The organism is Draconibacterium mangrovi (assembly GCF_010586825.1).
GTDB lineage: Bacteria > Bacteroidota > Bacteroidia > Bacteroidales > Prolixibacteraceae > Draconibacterium > Draconibacterium mangrovi.
Genome location: NZ_JAAAGB010000009.1, coordinates 1 through 23,034 on the forward strand (window position 1 = coordinate 1; position 23,034 = coordinate 23,034).

Here is a 23,034-nt window from a genome sequence, read left to right on the forward strand (position 1 = left end):
AATGGCTGCGGCTGATGAGTTTAAAGACAAAACCAGGCACGTTCATCAGCAATGGCAGACCGATTTTACGTACTTTAAAGTGATAAACTGGGGTTGGTACTACTTGTCTACTATTATGGACGATTACTCCCGTTATATCATTGCCTGGGAACTTAGCACCAATATGGAAACGGCCGATGCCAAACGGATTGTCAAAACAGCATTGAAAAAAACAGGACTCAATACGGATAATCGGCCAAGACTTTTGTCTGATAATGGATCCTGCTACGTTTCCAATGAGTTCCAAAAATTCATAAGCGACAGTAAAATGGGCCATGTGCGTGGTGCCCCGTACCACCCGCAAACACAAGGAAAGATTGAGCGATATCACCGTTCGATTAAAAATGTGGTAAAACTCGAAAATTACTTCTTTCCTGATGATTTGAGGGCCAATATTGAAGCGTTTGTGGATTATTATAACAATCATCGTTATCACGAATCATTACAAAATGTAACGCCTGCCGATGTTTATTTTGGACGGGCTAAAGAAGTTTTGAATCGTAGAAAAGAAATAAAATTTGAAACCATAAATAAAAGGAGGAGCATGAATAGAAAGTCGGCTTAAATAGCCATTGAAATATTGATAACTTTCTTAACGCGATGCTAAAAGTTAGCAACATTTCAACAGCAAATAAAAACTATCATAATTATTAATTTTAAATGTAAAAAGTATCTCTTAAGTTTATAGAAAAATTTGTCCAATAGGTTCTGACGTTAAACAGCTATCTGCATATCTGATGCAAGAAATAGAGCTGTTAAATACCAATGGCCTAACGCCATTTCATTTTGGTTTCCCTGCAACCAAACTTACATGGAAAGGGACAAAAACAGAACTCATGGAACAGATCTACTCTTGGGATAGTGATAACTCATTTGGTGACGTTCCTCTAACTCAATTATCCGATTACATCCAGAAAGTTTTTAATATTCAGTTGGATAAAAACCTGTCGCGATCATTTAGCGATATGAAAATTAGAAATGTCCCTACCCCATTTCTTGACAACTTAAAAAATGCCCTGTTAAAACGAATGGGACGCAAATCGGAATAATTATACCGAGTAAATATCATATTAGCTGAAGCAAACTTGCCAAAAATATCAATACCCTAAGCACTGTTTAGCTGCACATTACCTCCATCACAAGAAGAAAAATGATACCGACTTCCTGATCTTCAATACTCCTTCCCCATAAGTTTACAGTAATTTTAAAAGTTACTGAAATGTATATCGATCAGAAATATTTTGATTCGTGGATGAACCGCTTAACAAGCCAACTGGAGAAAATTGGTCGTAAAATTGACCGGCAGGATAATACAGTCACTCCAAAAATTGATGATGAGATTTTATTAGATAATCAAGACCTCTGTCTCCTATTAAAAGTAAGCCAACGAACCTTACAACGATTCCGTACTTCCGGCAAACTACCTTATCGGTTAATAGGTAGAAAAGTTTACTATCTGGAATCGGATGTTACCAATTTTATTTATGATGGATTTCCTAAAAAGAAATAGCTGGACTACTTGATGGACTGCTCTATGGACAAGGAGGTAAAAGAAACTATCTCGGATAAAAAACTGATCTCGCAGTTCAAAAGGGTGGCAAAACTTTCCAATGACCGGAAAGCAATCATTAAAGAACCTATCGAAGCATTCCTTTTGAAAACTGACCTGTAACAAAAACTGGCGCATTAAAAAAGCCCCACTGAAGTGAGGCTTTACATTTATAGACTAATACTATATTGTATTATTCTTCAATTAAAGGGGCACAAAAAACTGTATCAATTACCCCTTTTTTCACCCATATCTGCATTCCTAAAGTTTCAAATTCATAAACAATATGAGGATATTCTTCTTCATTAAGAAAAATTGTATCGGTTTGATTCAAATCAGGGTATACTTTGTTTAGATTAACAAAGTCACCAACCTTCATATTAATAACATTTTGATTCTTTAGATAACAATAATTATAACAAGCAATAGAAACAATTAAGTTATTTTCAGTATGAATAACAACTCCATCTTTTTCTAAACGGTAAGTATCCCAACCCGTTTTATCTAATGATCTTTCAATTTTTAAGCCATAGTCACTATAATTTCGAATATCATCATTAAAAATAAATACCCCGACTTTTTTTAATGGAACTAGTTCAATATGCATAATTACTTCGATTTAGCGTTTGTGCGTCCGTGAATGTTCTTCTCCGCCTCTTTGGCTTTGAGCATTTTCCCTTATATTTTTAATTTTTTGTTTTATTTTATTTTTTTGTTTCCTGTTAGCACCGCCTAGCTGAGCTTCCAAGTCTTTAATTTGTTTTTCGGCTTTAGTCAAAGCTCCTGAATCTCCGTGTTTTTCATTTTTACTGCTATCAGATGCATTTTGAACCTGATCAGAAGCTACATTATCAGCATTTATCTCTTCATTCCCTGAGAGTAATGAACCTACTTGAGGAAAAGCAACTAAAACTTCCTCTAAAACTGTTCCGACAGCTACAGCCCCATTGGCTAGAATTAAATCGGGAGGAGCAAAATAAGAACTATAATCTCCTCCATTCTCAAATTCGATAGTCAAAGCATTATCTTGGTCTTCATAACTTAGTTTATGTCCCCACATCACACCTGTTTGTTTTGCATAACTTAGTCTTACCTGAAGACCTGCTGTAGTTCCATGAAGGTAAACGGTTGCAGCGATACCATATTTCTTTCTGATATATCTTGAACTTTTAACAAAAGTACCTCCAGTTGCTCTCCTAAAACGCCTTGCCTGCCTTACCGATTTAGATTCCCAAGGCCAATTCCCGTCAGGGTCAATATATTTTATTGGATTATTAAAAGCATATGTATAAGGAGAAATTGAGTATCCGTTTTCTGCTGCATCATCTATTGTGTGCCACCTACCCAATTCGGGGTCATAAAAGCGTGCCCCGTAATCGTAACAACCTAATTACAACAGCTCTTTATCTAAACAATTCCGAAAACCTTTTTTACATAGTATACCTCTATTATCATTCACCGTAACTAAACCAGTAAATTTTGATTTTATTACTATGGGTATAACAACAAAAACTTTTTTTCAAAGAACAAACTTCTGGATGTTTCACTTATAAAGTTCCAAAATAACCTTGTCAAAATTAAATATAATTTATTAATTCATCTCTTAATAATGAAGCCCGGCAATACCGGGCTTCCGAGAATAATTCCTATATCATAAACCTAACTGATTATTTGAAAATAAAAGTGGATCATAGATGAATACTATTTTCTTTTTTATTTCTGTCTTTTAAGAAACCATAAACCATTGCTAAAATTAGAATAGTAACAGCGGCTAAAAGAATTACTTTATTGTATAATTCATATTTAGACCAACTTATGATGCTTATATTCTCATACTTTGATACAAACCAAAGTAGATTTGTTAAACCATGCAATATGATACTATATATCAAGCCATAATGCAAATATATGATACCGAAAACAACACCAAATAAAAAATGTCGAATTAGCCCAACACCAGTATTCCCATTCAGCCCAATATGAATAACCATGTATAATAAACTTGCAATTATTATACTAAAAAACATATTAAATTTTCCTGAAAGAGTATGAAGGATTATCCCTCGAAACAACAGCTCTTCTGACAACGAAGCAACTACAACTATATTAACAAATACAAAGAGTTTAGTTGTCAAATCAATTTCTAATGTTGATTTTGATATCTCAGTATTAATACTTCTGATATATTCATTTACAAATAAAGTCGATAGAGTGATAAGCGTAAATAAGATTACAGTTCTAATCTGAAATTGTGCTTTTACAATTCTATTAGTCCTATGTTTTTTATAATATAAAATACTTACTAATATTAATACTAATAATACTGAAATTAGCTCTCCGACTGCAAGTCCATTTTTATAATTAAGGTGTGGAAAGTTGTCTAAAAATGATACTATTAACAAGAATATTCCATTCTGGAGAATTAGGAACAATATTGTAAAAAGAACTGTACGCAGAATTATTCTCATTATTTGATTATCTTTTTAAGTGTATTATTAACTTTTTGTAGGCTGTCATTTTTATTGCTTAAAGATTCTGCTTTATCATAATTCTTTTCTGCTGCTCTTTTCGATTTATTTGAAAGTACTCCCAGCCCCCATCTTGTACTAGCTGCACCAGGTCCATCCGTTCCAGCAGATTTTTGAACTTCTAATGCAGACTTACTTAATTCCATATCAAAATCCGCAACCTTATTTAATGAATCAATCTTACGTGTGTTGGATTCAATTTTTGCGACGTTTTTTGCTAAATCACTTTTAGCTTCCGCGATCTCTTTTTGGGCAGTAGCAATTTCCTTTGAATTGACGTCCACAACATCGCCCACATCAACTGCCGACTTAATAATGCCATCATTTTTATCCACATACGTACCATATCCTTGTTCTGCCATAATTGCATAAGCTTTTTCTTGTGAAATACCTGCATCTTGTGAAAGTGTTACAGCACCATCTCCCTTCTCCGCAGTCCAAGTCCCATCTCCATTAGGTTCCCAAGGATTCTCCCCGTTCAAATCAATAAATTTAATAGGATCATTTGCTGCATATACGTATGGAGATTGGAAGTAATAATCAGTAGCTTTCGGGTCAACAGTATGGAATCTACCCAATTCCGGGTCATAGAACCGTGCTCCGTAATCATAATTCTCAAAGAACTCATTCTGTAATTCTTTACCGTTGTAAAGGTACTTATTTTTTGACAAATTGTTCTCCGAGAACAGACTGCCAAACGGGTAATACTCTATTACCTGCTCTACCGTTGGTGTTGAGCCACTATAGCTAACTACCATACGTGTACTACCTAAATGGTCTTTCAGGTTGTAATGGTATTTGCTATTGCCTACAAGGTAGTAGCCCTCACTGGTTAGTACTCGGTCCAGTGTGCCGTCCTGGTAAATAAAACTGCCATAATACTCCATCGTACTCGTGCCGCTGGTTACTGCTGTTTTACTCCATTTGGTTCCTTCTGCATCATACTCGTACTGCGAGTATTGTGCTCCTTTGGTATATTTCTTTGGCAAATCAATCTCATCGAAGTACTGAATCGTAATCCCCCTCAGGTTATCTGTTTTTGCATTGCCGTTTGCATCGTAAACAAAAGTTTTTCCACTTATACCACTTCCATTGTAGGTTCCGCTTAATGATGACAATTGGTTACCTGCATAAGTGTAGGTTAGGCTTTCTTTGGTGCCTCCTGATGAAGTTTTTCGCGTCAGGTTACTGATGTTTCCATTCTTATCATACCCAACACTACTCAGGTCGTAATAGGAGTAGTTCGTTACATTTACACTACCCGAACTGGTTGTATAACCATAGTCACCTACCTTTAACCGGTTCAGCCCGTCGTAGGTAAAGGCATAGGCTGCCCTTTTCGTGCTGTTGTTACGCCAGCGGATACCTGCAATATTTCCGTTGTGCTGGGCATAATCAGCCAGGTTTACCAATTCTCCGGTAGTATTATAATACAGTTCCTGGGCAAACAGTTTCGTGGTGGAATAGTTATCATCCGGGTTATTGATTTTGGTTAACCATCCTCGCACGTTATACGTGTAATCGATATCCTGGTAAGTGTTATGCAACTCTTTCTTTTGTAACCTGCCAATTTCATCGTACGTGTTTTGGGCAATGGTCACAAAACCTGCCCCGTTGTAGCTATGCTCCACTTTGGTAGGGCGGCCCATATGATCGTAGCTGTATTTTTCCTCGGTTGTTTTTGCCGTTGCTCCGCTTGTCTTTTTATGGTAAACCTGCTGTTTTATTGGCTGGTCGGTAAAATTGTAAGCCGTTGAAGTCCGGTTATAACCTCCGTCAGGATTACTTTGGTATTGCTGAAGGAACCGGCCGTACTTGTCGTAATAATTTACGGTGGTTAGCCATGTGCTGGTACCAAGTACTTTCGTTTTTACACCGGTAACCAAACCTGTAACATTACTCGCTTTACTATGGTCGGTATATACCGTACTGTAACTGTACGGGGCTCCCCAACTGTAATCATCGTAATAGGTTGCGGAAATATATTTGCTCTCATCCGATATTCGTGGATAGGCATTATTGGTATAACCGAGAACTATTGAGCCGGCTGATTCATACATTACGCTTTCGGAATTAACTGCTGACTGAAGTGTGCTACGAGCACTCCCTGACGTGTATTTCCCCGACAGAATTGGACGGTTAAAGGAATCATATTTTGTAAAAACCCAATAACCGGCTGTTCCTTGAGTTGGAGTCTGCGTTAAAACAACCCGGTCTCTTTTGTCATAAACCAGGTATTCCCAATCGGTCGTGCCAGGTAGTTTCTTCTCAATCAGTCTACCACGCTCATCATATTTATACTGGTAGCATAACTGGCTCAGTTCGGTTGGGGATACTGATTCATCCTCAACTGCTTTTGGAGGTAGTACAAAACGCAAACGGTTAAAATCATCGTATACATAATAGGTTTGGTGTTCTGTGCCGCCATCCCAACTTTTCTTTAATACTACATTGCCACGCTTATCGGTAAATTCTTCTGTGCGGCTGGTACTAAATGATTCAGAATTGTTTTCATCCCACGAAGTGCTCTTGTAAAGGGTTCCGGCTGAATAGTCCGTTCCCTTTGATAATCCATCACTGCTGTTCACATAAAAATATTCTACCTCACCTGAACTATTGCTCCCCTGTTCAAATTTTTGTTCATGGTTGGAACCAAGATACCAGGCATCTCCTGGTGCTGCCTGTTTTTCTATACGATTCAGTGGTGACGCTTCAAATCCAGTCTCGGAATAAGCGTGGTCAGAATCAACACCATATATCGTAAAATTAGCTGATGAAGTAACGGTAGTATGATATGCCATATTCTTAGCCGAAGCAAAAGGGAGATACTGTTTATGTTCTCTCCCAAAACCATCGTAACCTACGGAGGAAATAATATCTTTACTTGCATCGCCCGATCCTTTGTAAAGGTTTGTTTGATCCGGACGGCCTAGTCCATCAAAATATTTCACCGTCGTTTGCTTTTGAGTATAACTCAAACTGTTTACAGCTGTCTCCGTGGTCTTCCCGGAAACTAAAACAGTTTCCGTCTTTATATAGTTCTCCGTACTTGTTTGCCCTATTGCAATTAGGCTCCAAAAACATGCAATTACTATTGAATAAATATATTTAGTATTCATCGTCTCGGGATTTTAATTTTTATAATTGTAGTTATAGCTACTCTGAATGTGATCATCATCATTCTTAATGAGATGTAACCTGCCAAAAGATTCGTAATCATATTTTTGTGTTACTCCTTTTTGGTCTGTGACGGTTGACAATCCTATTAATGGTTTATACGAATAGCTAGATATCATCGCTCCCGGAACTAAACTTTTTAAACTACTATATAAAGTTGAACTGCTGTATGAACAAACCTTCCCGTTCAAAGAACTTATCTGTGAATACGTTGCGCCATCAACCTTTGCCATTAAATAGTTACCAGTCGCATCCCATAAATATGACGTTGTGATGCCATCTTTACCAGTAATCTGGGTCGGATTACCTTTACTGTCATAATTCTCAAATTTTACCTCCGGACTGGATGAATTATAGTGTGAATCCATTGTTGAGCCATTATATACAGCAAAGGAAGACAAAGGAGTGGTTGTTTCTAGTGCATAGACCTTATCAGGTACATAACGACCGCTGTAAAGTTTATAAGTCTTTAAACTACTCCCCACTACTAAGTTATTCATATAACTTGTTTGCTCAATTGGTACATTAATGATATTTAAACTTGTCATCGCAGGATAAACCCCTATAGTAAGATCTGAAGGATACCTGTATTTTACTGATTGAACACCACCTGTGCTTAAAGTATTTGTGATTGTTTTGACAGCAAAATTATTTGAATTGTATTCGTACGTGGTGAATGCTATTATTTTTTTAGTACCATCATAGTTAATGGTCTCCTTTTCATCCAGTTGATTTACAAAGTTGGTACCAGCATAAACAGTTATTGCGTATCGATAACCAATACCAGAGCCAAATACTGAATGAAGACAAAGATTGTTGTCCCCATAATATCTATCTCTGGCTTTAATGTTTACCCAGGCTTTTTCATAAGCACTTTGGATGTATTTGTAACTTTCAACCTGCACGGTATCATTATTTGCATCCAAATCAACCTTCTTTTCCAAATCGCCATTTGTACAGATGTTGTAGTAATAGAAATCAGGTCCCGTCCATGGCGTTTCATTGGTATAATAGTAAATTTCTTCTCCGGTATTCCCTGTTGACGATACATCTTTTACCACAACACGATCATATGTCACATTTGCTCCATTGGTGGAATTATAAACCGGTAGAATATTATCTGACAAAACCGATTTAACAGTAAAACTACTTACAATAGGTCCGGGAGATGTTGCATAAACTGCATTTTCTTCCTTATAGTTAAGTGGGTACTTCATTAATTTTCCGCTACTTGTTCCATTCTCATTTTTATAAGAAAATTCTTTTGTAGTAAGCAAAGTATTGTCCGAATCATAATTCTTAATACTTTTTATTCGAAGCCCTCCCCCTATCGATGGTTCATTTAGTACATCGGCGATTGCACCTTCATCCAGTCCCATATTGTTTAAATCTGCATACACAATGGGTATATAATTATTAAATGGGACACTTGAAGGAGCACTACAAACAAGCAAATAACTCCCTGGTTGCAATGTAAAAGTTTCATTTATAGAATTTCCTGTGGAAAAGTTAAACATCTTGGAAAAGCTTTGTGACGTTCCGACAACGCCTACCGAACTTGAACTTAAATCATAGCCGGGAAAGGATCCTGTATTTATTCCTCCTGTTAGGTTTACAGTTTTCGCCTGCGTCACACTAAATGCTTTGACCGTTGGATATCCGTAGGGATCATTTAAATCAGTAACACCTGCAATGGGACTCGTATTTGGATTAAAAACATCATAATCTTCTGCCGAAATAAAATCTCTGTTATAAAATTCGTGAGGTTCAAATTCAAATTCCGTTTTGCCTCCTGTAGGATAAACAATCGACTTTATTGTTGCCGTTTTAATATAATCCGGATGAGAAAACCTATTCGCGCATTCTTCAAAATCAAGATCTGCATTAGTACTTACAAAATCTTCATAATAATCATCCAAATACGATAGAATCCTAAAATTCGGGATAAGTGTATGCCTGATATCCCCATATAAACCAGAACTGTTTTCCTGACCATTATAATAACCCCAGAAATCTTTCGCAAAAGAGGTTTTTATGGGTAAGTTAAATTGCTCATGATAAGTAAAGCTATAGCTATTAAAGTCACTATCATCTCCTGGATTTACAATCGAAACGGTTTCTAACTTTAATCGATATTTCTGCTCACTACTTGGTTGTGACGGCGAGTAGTCGGTATCAGTCAGATAATCACCACCAATAGAACTATTAGAGAAATATCCGTAATCAAAGGCGTACTTCCCCACGCGACTGTTAGAAACTGCATCTAATATTACAACAGAATCCAGTTTCATGGCACCATATAAATCATTTCTGCTTCCTGAATAATTGAAAAATACCTTTTCTTTATTCGTTGTTATGGATTTTAGATAACGACTATTAATTTCTGAACCACCAACACTAAGTCCTCTCGAATTACCATCTGAGATAGGCCCGGGAGCACTGGAAACCCTCAAGCGTTCATAGAATTTCAAAATGCCTTGTGCTGCTCCGTAGTTTTCATATTCAAAATCTATTCTATTTCCAAATACATCCAGTATTGAAGTCAAATACCAGCAGTTATTCATATGGTTCTCACCTCCGGATTCTACTTCATCAAACAAATATATCGCTCCATTCTCATCGGTTATTTTGAAAAAGGATACGCCGGTCTTTTCTATCTTACACTTATTTTTTTCACCAAGAAAATAAGGTGAACCAGTTGCCGGATGAATAATAAATTTGAAAGATCTATTTGGTAAAGAAACCTGGTAAATATCCTGTTCGCCATACCCCATAGCCGCATTAGAAGCTACAAGAATATCTACTGGAGGGTCACCCTGTGGTGCGCAACCCCAGCTTTGAGGCCCCTCATCTCCTGTGGCTATTACATCTGCAGGATTGTTTTGAGCGATATATGAAACTGTTTCATCAAAATTCTCGGGGTAAGTACCTGTTTCTGTTTTTCCCACAGAATTTAAAGTGATACTACCTCCTGCCATCAGTGTCCAACCAAGGCCAACAATTGTAGCTTCCTGGTCTACCGTTATGCCACCTGCATGATAACTTAATGCCACAGGTACTTGCAGATCTTTTAGGGACACAGTGTGAATAGGGATACTAATCTCGGGGACTCCTGTGAAATTGCTTACCGGAATTTCACCGTATCGTTGAAAACTGGCCGCTTCAGGAGATTTAGGAATGTACTCCGGAATTGGATTCGGATTATTCAAATCCTGCCCAAGTACAAGAACATTTGTCCCTAATATTGCAATGAGCAATAACAGTTTAGATTTAAAGAAATTCTTTTTCATTTTAGGATTTAGTTTTTAAAGTATTATTTAATATTTGCAGAAAATCGGATTTCACTCGCAGAAGAGCTTCCAACTGCAGATAAGAGAAAATACAACCAAATGGGCATTACTATTCATTTAATTAGAATAGTAACACAATTATGGTTGAGCTCTATCAGATTCGCCTATTCAAAGATTTTATTGGATAAACATTACATACCATTCCTTTAATAAAACCTAAGCTTTCATTAAAGGAATTAATCTTTGAAATAAAGATTATTTTGTAAATATGGATGTTTTGTAGCTATGCTTTCATACCTATGACTCTTTATGGGAACTGCAATTCCCGTTAATAATTTATTATTGGAAGCCCTCTGTTTACAGAGGGCTTTTCTATTTATGTCTTATTTTATAATCTCATTCAGAACAACAGATAATTGATTACCTCAAAGCAATACTTGAGAATTATTCCAGACTAGCTATTATCTAATTTTAAGGTGTAAATTGTATTCCTAAGGGTATCAAGAATCATAATTGATAGTAAGAAAGAGTTTGTATATTTCAGACCAAACTTATGTAATAATTACGTAAACAACAAAACTTCCTTTTTCATTTTTTCCTGCTAAGCAACATAAATACAAACACTCAGAAATGTAACCTGACTACATCCAAATATTTCAATTTTTTTAGCAAAAAAAAAAGAAAAAGCAAGAAGTCGCCTTTGAATATGCACAATTTATTATATTATGCGCTCTGGTGGTAGATGTTACCATTAAAGATTTTATCTGAATCGTTAAAATCAAAAGGCAAAGAGCCGTCCACCCCGGATGCACAACGCAACCGCCAACTTTTGAAGTGTTGGCAAAGTTGGCTAATGCACAAGGCGTTTCTTCTGCTTACCTCACAAACATTACTTCCGATGATTTGGCAGAAAGTTCTTTAACCGATAAAGAATTCTTAAACCAGTTTAAGAGTATTGAAACACTGCCGGAAGCGGATAAGAACGTAGTCAAAGTTTTTCTCGATGCGTTTATTACTAAAAAGAAACTGAAACAAATGGTTCTTTAGAATAATAAAAGCCCCGATTTCTCGAGGCTTATTTGATCTTCAGTAGATATTCCCATTTGTAACCTACCCTCACAAGTCAATATGTAGCTGGTAGATATTTATAAAATTCAATATTTGCTACTTCATTATAAAATTGAAAACTAATATGGTACTCCTGTTTATTAGTTTCAACAAATATTAAAGGACCATTGTTTATCCTGATACTGATATCTTTAAGATGTTGCCATTTATCTAGAGGTATGGTTCCTGCTCCATCTGTTTTTGGATCAGATGTTAATATTACGGTTTTATAAAATTTATTGTTATTAAAAATATCAACAGTATCATGATTGAAGTCGCCTACAAATCCGATTACAACAGAGTCTCCCCCTGCAAGAGGTCTTTTGTCTCCTTTATGCATTGAAGAATAGTTAATTTTTATATCATAAGTTACTCCATTGTTGCATAGAATACCTTTATTATTATTGTAATACTCATATAAGAATATAATAAGTACTATTGAAACATAATAAGTTAGCTTCATTGTTATTTTTTATTTTTTTCTTGTACATGTTTTGAGAAATAGTCAAGTTGACGACCGTATAATACGGTACCTTTTGCAAGACTTGATTGGAACATTAAATTATCATTATAGTATGGACCTTTAATAATACCTCTTTTTTCTTCCGTTTGGGGATGTTGCAAATCTCCAGTATGTCCGACTTCGTGAGCACCTGTTCTTCCAATATTATCTTCTGATGCTCTTTCGCCATAGCTATTAGGAGAGCCGGGGGCCTCAATTTGCATATTATTTTCTTTTGTATTCCCAAATTCGCCATCCATTCTCCCAACAGCAACCTCATCACCTCCTTTAACTTCAGAAGTAAACTCCATAGTATATTTATTATCTATATCACTCCCTGAAATATCCATATTAACTTCGGATTTGTAAATTGTATTGGTTTCTTTAGATTCACCACTAAATGAGGTTTTAATTTGATCGGCTATAATACCACTCCATTTTTCAATTTGGTCTTTAGAGTAATCTCCTGAATTAATAATCCTAATATCAAAATGAAATGTGACCGTTTTTGATCCATTTTGATTGTCTTTAGTAGTTTTCAATACCTCATTCCCATCCGGGTCAATAAAAAGAATAGGATTGTTCAAAGCATAGGAATAAGGAGAGGTTCCATAATATTTCTCTGCCTTGTTGTCAATTACATGCCACCTCCCCAATTCAGAATCATAAAACCTTGCCCCGTAATCATAGTTCTCAAAGAACTCATTCTGTAATTCTTTACCATTGTAAAGGTACTTATTTTTTGACAAATTGTTCTCCGAGAACATACTGCCAAACGGGTAATACTCTATTACCTGCTCTACCGTTGGGGTTGAGCCACTGTAACTAACCACCATACGTGTACTTCCCAAATGGTCTTTCAGGTTGTAATGATACTTGCCATTGCTCACAAGGTAGTAGCCTTCGCTGGTTAGTACTCGATCCAGCGTACCGTCCTGGTAAATAAAGCTGCCATAATACTCCATCGTACTCGTGCCGCTGGTTACTGCTGTTTTACTCCATTTGGTTCCTGCTGCATCATACTCGTACTGCGAGTACTGTGCTCCTTTGGTATATTTCTTTGGCAAATCAATCTCATCGAAATACTGAACCGTGATCCCCCTCAGGTTATCTGTTTTTGCATTGCCGTTATCATCGTATGCAAAAGTTTTTCCACTTATACCAATGCCATTGTAGGTTCCGCTTAACGATGACAATTGGTTACCTGCATAAGTATAAGTCAGGCTCTCTTTTGTTACCCCTGTAGAAGTTTTCCGCGTCAGATTGCTGATGTTCCCGTTCTTATCATACCCCACACTACTCAGATCATAATAAGAGGAGTTGGTAACATTTGTACTTCCCGAACTGGTTGTATAGCCATAGTCACCTACCTTCAACCGGTTCAGCCCGTCGTAGGTAAAGGCATAGGCGGCCCTTTTTGTGCTGTTGTTACGCCAGCGGATACCTGCAATATTTCCGTTGTGCTGGGCATAATCAGCCAGGTTTACCAATTCTCCGGTAGTATTATAATACAGTTCCTGGGCAAACAGTTTCGTGGTGGAATAGTTATCATCCGGGTTATTGATTTTGGTTAACCATCCTCGCACGTTATACGTGTAATCGATATCCTGGTAAGTGTTATGCAACTCTTTCTTTTGTAACCTGCCTATTTCATCGTAGGTGTTTTGGGCAATGGTTACAAAACCTGCCCCGTTGTAACTGTGCTCTACTTTGGTAGGACGGCCCATATGGTCGTAGCTGTATTTCTCCTCGGTTGTTTTGGCCGTTGCTCCACTTGTCTTTTTATGATAAACCTGCTGTTTAATTGGCTGGTCGGTAAAATTGTAAGCTGTTGAAGTGCGGTTGTAACCTCCGTCAGGATTACTTTGGTATTGCTGAAGTAACCGGCCGTACTTGTCGTAATAATTTACGGTGGTTAGCCATGTACTGGTGCCAAGCACTTTCGTTTTTACCCCGGTAACCAGGCCTTTTACATTACTCGCTTTACTATGGTCGGTATATACCGTACTATAACCGTAAGGGGCTCCCCAACTGTAATCATCGTAATAGGTATAGCCTGTGGCACTACATCCTACTGGAGTATAATTGCTGCTTACTTTTACTGTTGATCGTAGCGTGGAATAACTTTTATTCTCTGTACAGATTCCTTCTTCTTTTGGACGGTTGAATACATCGTACTTTATGTAATGGTATTTATAAGAATTTAAAGTCCTGAGTTTAGCGTCCTGGCTCAGAACAAGGCGGTCGCGGCTGTCGTAGATCATATATACCCAACCGGCCCCGGGTAGTTTCTTTTCTTTTAATCTTTTACGTTCATCGTACTTGTACTGGTAGCACAAATCTCTGAGTTCGACAGATGATACACCGTCTTCAGCCACAACCTTTGGGGGAATGACATAACAGAGCAGGCCTAAGTCGTTATACACGTAATAAGTTGAATGGGCCGAACTGCCATCATAGCTCCTTTTTAGCACAACCTGTCCCAGTTTATCTGTAAATTCTTCTGTACGGGTGGATGAAGTAGTCAGGTTGTTTTCATCCCACGAAGTATTTTTAAAAAGACTTCCGGCTGCATAGTCAGTTCCCTTTGATAATCCATCGCTGCTGTTCACATAGAAATATTCTACTTCATTGGCTATATTCGTCCCTTGCTTAAATTTTTGTTCATGGTTGGAACCGTTCCGCCAGTTATAACCGGGCAAGGCTTGCTTTTCCAAACGGTTTAATGGGGATTGCTCATAAACAGTTTGCGAATAAGCATAAGTATCATCATAATTATCATCGCCTAAAGGCGTATCATAAATCGCAAAATTGGACACCGATGTAACACTGGTGTGATAAGCTCCGTTTTTTGCCGAAGCAAACGGTAAATATTGTTTCTCTTCACGGCCAAAACCATCGTAGCCTACAGAGGTAATAATATCTTTGCTTGCATCGCCCGATCCTTTGTAAACATTCGTTTGATCAGGGCGGCCCAGTCCATCATAGTAGCTCACTGTTTTCATACATTGAGCCGCACTCAGGGACGGAATTGCAGATTCATCGGAATACTCATCAAGGGGAACATAGGTAGTAATGTAGTTTTCATCGACTGTTTGTGCACTTAGCTGCTGATAAAATCCAGTCAGCAGAGCTATCGAAATAATATACAAACATTTTATATTTTTCATGATCGTTAATTCTATTTTTAATTAATGTACTATTTTCCAGTCCATTTTCTCAAATCATTCATCCAAGGTTTAGTTTTAAACTTATGACAACTCAACATGTGGCCTTTCAATAATAATTTTGAACAATTCCAACTCCTGCCGTCAAGAACACGGTAGACCCGTCAGAACTTTCTATCACAACTGCACCTCCCCGCTGATACCCGGTTGACCAACAAGTAACATTTATGGTAGCATCACCGGTACCACTCGTTTTTGAAAGCGTGACCCAAGATGGATACTGGATGACTGTCCAGTCAATATTGGTTTGTATATTGAAACTCTGTGTACCTCCTGACGGACCAAAGATTAAGCTGCTTGGAGAAACAGAAAAATAGGGTTGGGTTGCCCCTCCTCCTTCATCACTGGTAGTTTGGTTATAATAATGGTAGTAATTACGACTCGTAATATATTCATCATCATTCCGGACATTCTTCAACCTGCCAAAATCATCGTATTCATAATAGGTTGTTACACCGTTCGGATCAGTATGGGAAGTCATTCCAAACACAGGATCGTAGGTGAAAAATGTAACAAAGCATGTATTATCTGATAATAAGGACGAAAGTTGACCGCTTAACCAATTCACATCAGAAATACTACTTGAATAATCAGCTTTACAGGAAAACACATGACTCGCGATTGCATTCTTTATCGTCTGAGATATATCGGTTTCAGCTTTTCCTTCAACTTTCACCACTGGATAATCATGATTATATCCCCATATATAAGATGTCTTGATATCATTTTCCTTGGAAGCCTCAATTATATTGCCATATGGGTCATATTTATATCGAAGACGTGTCTCAGGACTCGATGCCCCAATCGTTGCAACAACCGTTTCCGGAGCAATAATCTTCTGGTCGCCAAACCAATCTTTATAGTTAGTTTTAACTGTTTGTATTGTCGTTGAATTCACTTTTTCAACCTGTTCTATTACAGAATTTAAAATATTCTTTGTGGTATTCATGGCAACATATGGTTGTCCTGTATAATTAAAAGGATATTTAAATTCCGTAGTTCTTTGCTGATTGGTACTTGTAGATACTGAGCGAGATTTTATACAATAATTTTCCGAATTATATGTATAATCAACAAACTCCGTTAACTTCCCTTCTGGCGAATAATGTGAAGTCTCTTTGCTCATTAAAACATTGTGATAGTTCTCATTTGGATATGCGTAAATATAATACCTGCCAACATAAGCCAATGGGTTGAACGGGAATGTTGACCCAACACAAGCATCTGTTGGTCCTTCATAAAGGCTTTCCATATAAACATTTAATGTTTCTGAAGAATACGATCCTGCAACCAGACCATAATTGTTTTTCTCAAGCAATAAGGTGTCACCATTAGCCTTTATCGTGACTTTTTTCAACAAATTCCCATTACCTGTACATGTGAAAAATGGAATTTTCCCAAAATACAAACTTCCCGCTTCATTATCGAAATAAAATACCTCCTTACCATTAGTCACTCCCTGACCACTATTCTCTTCAACAACAACCCGATCGTAACCCACATTATTTCCCGTAAGGTATCCGGAAAGTGATGCATAATTATTTCCATAAAGCGTACTATATTTATCAAATCTATTCCATGGAGTATCGCCTGCCAACCAGCCAACTTTTACGTCTCTTATATCAAAGTTTCGAAGCGGAATAAGTAATTTTCCACTAGAAATACCACTTTCATCAACATAGGAATATTTCTTTGTTGAGACAACTGCATCATTTTCATCATAATTAACAACACTCTTAATTCTAACACCACCGCCAACATTATTAATATTTACTAAGTTAGAATAGTGTGTGCCGTACTTAACCTGAGCCAAAACTTCTGGCTTCATATCACTACTTTGCACATAAGAAGGTGGTGTTGTGCATGTTAATGTGTAAGTTCCGGAATTTAACCAAATATTATCATCCCATTCATTGGTCGATTGTGAACTATAAGATCGAACAATATTAGTATTAGGGCCCTGTAGCGTAACCGCACCACCGGAATAGTCTATATATCCTGAAAAGTTAATATATGAAGCTGAACTTAGTGTAAACGATTGAGTCGTAATATTCGAAACCGGATATGGTGTAGTTCCCCACGTTTTCACACTTGCGTTGTAAGAGGTTATATAAGCTTTATTATAAACTTCATCTTCTGCCGACATATAATTATAGTTACTAAAATCATGAGGCTCGTAGGCGAACTCAGTCTTCCCTTTTGTAGGGTATTGAATAGATTTTAACATACCCGCAGAGGCAATAGAAGCATTTTCACTAGCCCCTCTAACTGCTCCGGCAATTGAAAAAAATGAGGGATTAATACTTACATATTGGCCATCCGCTGCTACCAAAGGCATGGCATTAGGAATTATAGTATGTTCTCCCCCGGGAATGATAGTACTACTATTCTCCTGTCCGTTGAAAAAACCCCAATGATCTATGGCAAAAGACGTTTTTCGTGGAAGTGCAACTGTTTCATAATATGTGAACGCATATTGGTCATTATTAATGCCATCACTACTTTGTATTACTCCATTTAATTTAAGTCTTTTTCCAATTCTATCACTGCCCGAACCACTCTGATTATCATCCAGGCAATCTCCACCAACTGAGCTACCGGTAAAATAATTATAATCAAAGTTGAAAGAAAATTTCTCTGACAGATTAACCTTATCCTTTATTACAATTTTATTCAGCTTAAGTGCTCCTGTAAGATCAATTCTACTATTATCACTTTCAAATTTTATTATTTCATTACTGGTTTCAATTGTTTCCAAATATAGGACATGAGTTGTGGAAGGACTAAGTATTCTATTTGGAGTTGAGTAAGTTGCTTCATTTATTGAATAAGATTCACTTAATGTCGGCAAATTAGTAATTGTTGCGTTCTTGTAAGTTAACGTGATAGACTCCCCTGTAGGACTTATTATTTTTGTTAGAAGCCAACTTGATGGAAATGCGTTACTGTATTCAATATTTTCGAAACGATAAGTAATACCATCCTCTCCAGTTATTATAAACCCACTTGTACCTATCCCTCCTGCTATTTGGCATTTGTTTTTTTGACCTAAAAATACATAGGTATTATTTATAGGATGCTTCATAAATTTAAAGGAATAATTTGCGAAATTTGCAGAATATATATCCTGTTGTTCTCTTCCGGCAAGCATAGAAGTAGCCATACCTGGAGTTATAATCTGCGATACATCTTCAGCAAAAATACAGCTCCAACCAACCAACTTGTCTTCATGTTTCACAATAGGAAAAGATGAAGTTCCTAAATAGTTAACTAAACTTTGGAAATCAGAAGGACCAATTCCGCCGGTTTCCTGATCATTCCCTCCTACAGGAATATACGATATCCTGCCACCTGCAATTAGATTCCATCCCAAGCCTACCCATGAGGCTTCCTGGCTAACTTCAATACCAGTGGCATGATAATTTAATGTAATTGGCAGTGTAAGTTTACCTGTTTTAACGGTATAAATTGGGATGGAAATATCCGGGCTACCGGTATAATTGCTAACGGGTATATCTCCAAACTTACCAATCCCCTTTGCTTCTGGCGAAAGTGGGACAACGTCAGGCATCACAAATTCAGCGCTACTGTTTTGCCCAACTAAAGACATATTGCTTATAAGGTAAATACCTACAATTGCAAATACTTTTTTTAATATCGACTTCATTCTCAACATAATAATATTTAGATTATTGTGTAAATCAATTTGATTATTTATATGATTTTGTTATAAATTTCTATTTCCTTTGATACATCTGTAAGTAATCCGTATACCATGGAAACTGCTTTATTATACTCCCTATGAAATCCACGTTGCATTTTTGAAACGCAGATTCAAGACATGACACATCATAATATTAAATACAATAGATGCTTCTCTATTTGGAAATCGAATAAGAACTAATTAAAAGGCAGATCTAAGACCTAAGAACATTCATTGCACAATCGGATTTTAACATAAAAAACCGAAATGCGCTGGCTCCTGAATTCGCGGAGATTTAAGGATTCGATAAAAATGATAGGTATTATGCTAATATTTTCATATTTTTGACACTTTATGGGAACTGCAATTCCCGTTAATAATTTATTATTGGATGCCCTCTGTTTACAGAGGGCTTTTCTTTTGTTACTATTTTATACTCTCATCCTGAACAACAGATAATTCATTGCCTCATCGCAAGACTTGACAATTATTCCAAACTAGCTAAAATCTAATTTTATGGTGTAAACTGTATTCTTAAGGGTAGCAAGAATCATAATTGGTATGAAGAATGAGTTTGTATATGTTTCGTCCAAACTTATGTAATATTTGCTTAAACAACAAAACTTCTTCCCCCATTTTCTACATGCTAAATAACATAGGCACAGTAACTAAGTCTCAAAACCTGATTAAACCTAAACATTTCGAATGTTTATAAAAAAGGAAACAAAAAGATTGATTCTGAATAAACGTAAAAGGTAGTTAAGACCTTTGAATAATCGTTAGAAAACATATATTTGCAGTAGTACAAATCCTCGGTATATTCAGAACAAACCATGAAACTGAAAAAGAATCTCCTTACAATTCTCATATTATGTTTTTCATTTATGAGTTATTGTCAGAATACTCAAAAAGAACCTCTAGAATTAATATTAGACAGCTTATCTAATAGTTCGATCCCACAACTTAATGAAAAGGTAGATTTGTCGTTAAATAATCTTCCCTTATCTGAATTTGTGCGAACAATATCTAATCACGTTGGCCTTAATATTACAATTTCGCCCTCTCTGAATATCCCGGTAAACAATAATTTCTCGGGTGTAAAAGCAAAGGACATAATATTAATGCTATGTGAGGAGTACAATTTAAACTGCAAGATTTATGGCAACATCATAAACCTTCAACCGGTTTCTGAGAACTCCTCAAAATGTACTGTGAAATATAATAACAACCTTGTTTCCTATCACCTAGAAAACGCAACCTTAAAGGAGTTTACACAGCAACTATCTAGTTTATCCGACTATAATTTTTTTCTTCTGAATAACACAGAATCAACACTCCTAAATGGATTTGTTGATTCGTTAAACATCATCAATGCCATCCAGGGTTTAGCAAAAAGCAATAATCTGAGTATTAAGATTGAACCGGAAAATATAATTTTATTTGAACCGGGATTACCGAATGGAGAAAATAGTTTTGTTGGTAACAACTACCAAAGTTTAGACGAAACAATCGCAGTAAATGAGTTTGGACAGATTACGATTAACGGCAATAATATGGTGTTAAACGACATATTACAAAATGTGGTTAACAAACTTGACATTCCGTTCCATCAGGATAAACCATTACTGGGCGAAAAAAAAATAGCATTAAAAAATGTTTCTCTTGAGATATTACTAAACAGTTTGGTTTCCGGCACACAACAAACCTATAAGTTTCAGAATGGGGTACTACACTTAGGTAACAGGGCAGCTACCGAAATGAAAACCACCCGAATCGTTAAATTCAACTACAGACGCGTAGATTCCCTGATAGAAATGCTTCCTGTAAATTTCTTACCGAATGTTGAGTTAAAAGAATTCGCCGAATTGAATTGTATAATGCTGACAGGAGATGCTGATCTACTGGCTAATGCTGAAAATAAACTCAGAGAATTAGATGTATCTGTCCCTGTAGTATTAATTGATGTCATTATTATAGATGTATCAAATACAGCAGAACTTGAAACCGGAATAGAGGCAGGATTAGCTTCAGAGGATAATCCTGTAACTCAAGGAGGAACAATTAACCCCGGTATTGATTATACCATGACCGCCTCCTCAATTAACAATGCGATAAGCAAGTTGGGATTAACAAAATTAGGGAAAGTCACTCCTGAATTTTACATTAAATTAAAAGCTTTGGAGACTAATGGTGTTATCGATATTCGAAGTACTCCTCAATTATCAACACTAAACGGACATGCTGCAGATTTATCAATTGGAGAAACGCAGTATTACGAAGAGAACCGGAACATGTACCAGGGAAGTTTAAATCCTCAGCTTGAAACCCTTACAACTTATTTACCTGTTCGAGCACAATTAGGAGTTACTATTGAGCCGTTCGTTACCGGGAATGGAGATGTTACTCTTGAAGTGCAGGTGGAGCAATCAAATTTCACTGATCGATACAAAGAAGATGCTCCTCCGGGAATTATCTCCAGGACTTTTAAATCAATGATCAGAGTGAAAAATCAGGAAATGGTTTTGTTGGGAGGTCTGGAAGAAATACAATCAGAAAAGTCGCATTCCGGCTTACCTCTTGTTGCCAGAATACCAATTATTAAATGGTTTTTTACAAAAACAATAAAAAGAAATAATAAGAGCAGACTCAATGTTTTTATAAAACCTACCATTCTATACTAGTATGAATCGCTTTTACTCCGCAATACGAAAGAATGTAAAATTTAAGAAGTTTATTATTCTTTGCCTTAATTTAAAAGGCAAAAGTAATTTTTCTTCTACCCTCTTTCTTATTGAAAAGAGTAGATCAAATCTTAACATCGAAGATAGAATTGATGGTTTTATTGAAAACAGAGATACCACCAGAATTCAATCCTTAAAGGGATTACCTGTATTTATACACGTTTCAGGTGCTGGCGTAGTTACAAAAGAACTTTCGGAACATTTGTCGTACAATAACGTGCAAAAGGTATTGCCGAACTTTAACCTTAACGATTTTATTGTTCAGATCGACAACCTGGAAAACAATAAATCTATTTTAACAGTAATAAGAAAAGATCAGATTGATATACTCCTAAAAAAAACAAATCTAAATGATTTATGTTTTTCCGGAATATTTATGGGAGTGTCACCTGTAATAGCACTATGTAATAACTTCGAAGAAAAGAACGACACAATTGATTTTGGAGAGACTTCATTAATAATTCATGACGGTAAAGCAAGTGGAATCGCAAAAGGATCCGAAAAGAATGATTCAATTTTTTTCATGGATGAGAAAAGAGACATTCAGACTATTTTTGCACTATCTTGTGCGATACACGTCTCTTTATCACCTCTAAGCTACACACATAGTTTTCAGCATTTCATAAATGGTTCTTCCGAGTCCATATATTCCAAATACTCGAAACAGTTTATAAAGACCGGGCTTGCAGTAATTTTTGCTCTTCTTCTGATTAACTATTTTTGTTTCGACTTCCTGTTTACAAAACAAAATAATCAAGCCCTTCAAATTAGTACACGTGAGAATATGTTATCCCAACTCTCAGACATACAAACCAAACTCAAGAATAAACAGAACTTTATATTAATTACCTCCCTGGAACAAAGCGGATTTTCAAGTTATTATTCCGATCAAATAGGACTCAATACCACAGAAGGTATTAAACTGACAAAACTTTGCATCAATCCACTTCAAAAGAAAATAAAAACAAATGAAATACTTGAGTTTAAAAATGATGTAATACAATTAGAAGGAAAAGCCGAGTCGGTTAGCAGTTACAGGGAGTTTCTATCAAATATTGAGCGTTCCAAATGGTGTGAAAAAATATCATTTCAAGATTACCACTATGAACCCGGAAGTAAAAGTGCTGATTTTGTGCTGGAAATAATAACTGATGCAGTAATTACAAAATAG

The 23,034-nt window shown here is 36.4% G+C and carries 13 protein-coding genes and 1 pseudogene; 6 read left to right on the forward strand and 8 right to left on the reverse strand.

The features are described 5' to 3' along the window. From G4420_RS18680 to G4420_RS18690, 3 genes are all read left to right on the forward strand, one after another. Window positions 1–604 (forward strand): DDE-type integrase/transposase/recombinase (locus G4420_RS18680; RefSeq protein ID WP_163325468.1); only part of this gene is annotated, 604 nt, incomplete at its 5' end. A 136-nt stretch (window positions 605–740) separates the two neighbouring features. Continuing rightward, window positions 741–1,088, forward strand: coding sequence for an RteC domain-containing protein (locus tag G4420_RS18685; protein WP_262888350.1), 348 nt, complete (start codon window positions 741–743; stop codon window positions 1,086–1,088). A 170-nt stretch (window positions 1,089–1,258) separates the two neighbouring features. After that, window positions 1,259–1,549: a helix-turn-helix domain-containing protein gene (locus G4420_RS18690; protein WP_163325470.1), complete on the forward strand. Its 291-nt coding sequence runs from the start codon at window positions 1,259–1,261 to the stop codon at window positions 1,547–1,549. Window positions 1,550–1,781: 232 nt separating this feature from the next. Here the strand turns inward: G4420_RS18690 and G4420_RS18695 are convergent, their stop codons facing one another. The 5 genes and pseudogenes from G4420_RS18695 to G4420_RS18715 form a co-directional block, all read right to left on the reverse strand. Beyond that, window positions 1,782–2,195: a hypothetical protein gene (locus G4420_RS18695; RefSeq protein ID WP_163325471.1), complete on the reverse strand. Its 414-nt coding sequence runs from the start codon at window positions 2,193–2,195 to the stop codon at window positions 1,782–1,784. Between the two features lie 12 nt (window positions 2,196–2,207). Next, window positions 2,208–2,963, reverse strand: a pseudogene (locus G4420_RS18700) (RHS repeat-associated core domain-containing protein); the annotation flags it as partial. 313 nt (window positions 2,964–3,276) lie between these two features. Continuing rightward, complete coding sequence (locus G4420_RS18705; protein ID WP_163325473.1) at window positions 3,277–4,056, reverse strand: CPBP family intramembrane glutamic endopeptidase; 780 nt, start codon at window positions 4,054–4,056, stop codon at window positions 3,277–3,279. Beyond that, on the reverse strand, window positions 4,056–7,235 hold the full coding sequence (locus G4420_RS18710; RefSeq protein WP_449390404.1) for a DUF6443 domain-containing protein: 3,180 nt from the start codon (window positions 7,233–7,235) through the stop codon (window positions 4,056–4,058). Before G4420_RS18710 ends, G4420_RS18705 begins: the two co-directional genes overlap by 1 nt. A gap of 12 nt (window positions 7,236–7,247) precedes the next feature. Then, window positions 7,248–10,583 (reverse strand): RHS repeat protein, encoded by a 3,336-nt coding sequence (locus G4420_RS18715; protein WP_163325475.1) that lies wholly within the window; start codon window positions 10,581–10,583, stop codon window positions 7,248–7,250. An 837-nt stretch (window positions 10,584–11,420) separates the two neighbouring features. Here G4420_RS18715 and G4420_RS18720 point away from each other — a divergent pair. After that, complete coding sequence (locus tag G4420_RS18720) at window positions 11,421–11,630, forward strand: hypothetical protein (RefSeq protein WP_163325476.1); 210 nt, start codon at window positions 11,421–11,423, stop codon at window positions 11,628–11,630. Between the two features lie 76 nt (window positions 11,631–11,706). Here the strand turns inward: G4420_RS18720 and G4420_RS18725 are convergent, their stop codons facing one another. The 3 genes from G4420_RS18725 to G4420_RS18735 form a co-directional block, all read right to left on the reverse strand. Next, window positions 11,707–12,153: a hypothetical protein gene (locus tag G4420_RS18725; RefSeq protein WP_163325477.1), complete on the reverse strand. Its 447-nt coding sequence runs from the start codon at window positions 12,151–12,153 to the stop codon at window positions 11,707–11,709. A gap of 2 nt (window positions 12,154–12,155) precedes the next feature. Continuing rightward, on the reverse strand, window positions 12,156–15,362 hold the full coding sequence (locus tag G4420_RS18730) for a DUF6443 domain-containing protein (RefSeq protein ID WP_163325478.1): 3,207 nt from the start codon (window positions 15,360–15,362) through the stop codon (window positions 12,156–12,158). 106 nt (window positions 15,363–15,468) lie between these two features. Continuing rightward, entirely contained in the window at window positions 15,469–19,086 is a 3,618-nt protein-coding gene (locus tag G4420_RS18735) for a hypothetical protein (protein ID WP_163325479.1), read from the reverse strand. An 869-nt stretch (window positions 19,087–19,955) separates the two neighbouring features. Here G4420_RS18735 and G4420_RS18740 point away from each other — a divergent pair. After that, window positions 19,956–21,803, forward strand: coding sequence for a type II secretion system protein GspD (locus tag G4420_RS18740; protein ID WP_163325480.1), 1,848 nt, complete (start codon window positions 19,956–19,958; stop codon window positions 21,801–21,803). 1 nt (window position 21,804) lies between these two features. After that, window positions 21,805–23,034 carry a hypothetical protein gene (locus G4420_RS18745; protein ID WP_163325481.1) on the forward strand — a complete coding sequence of 410 codons (1,230 nt, stop codon included), beginning with the start codon at window positions 21,805–21,807 and terminating at the stop codon, window positions 23,032–23,034.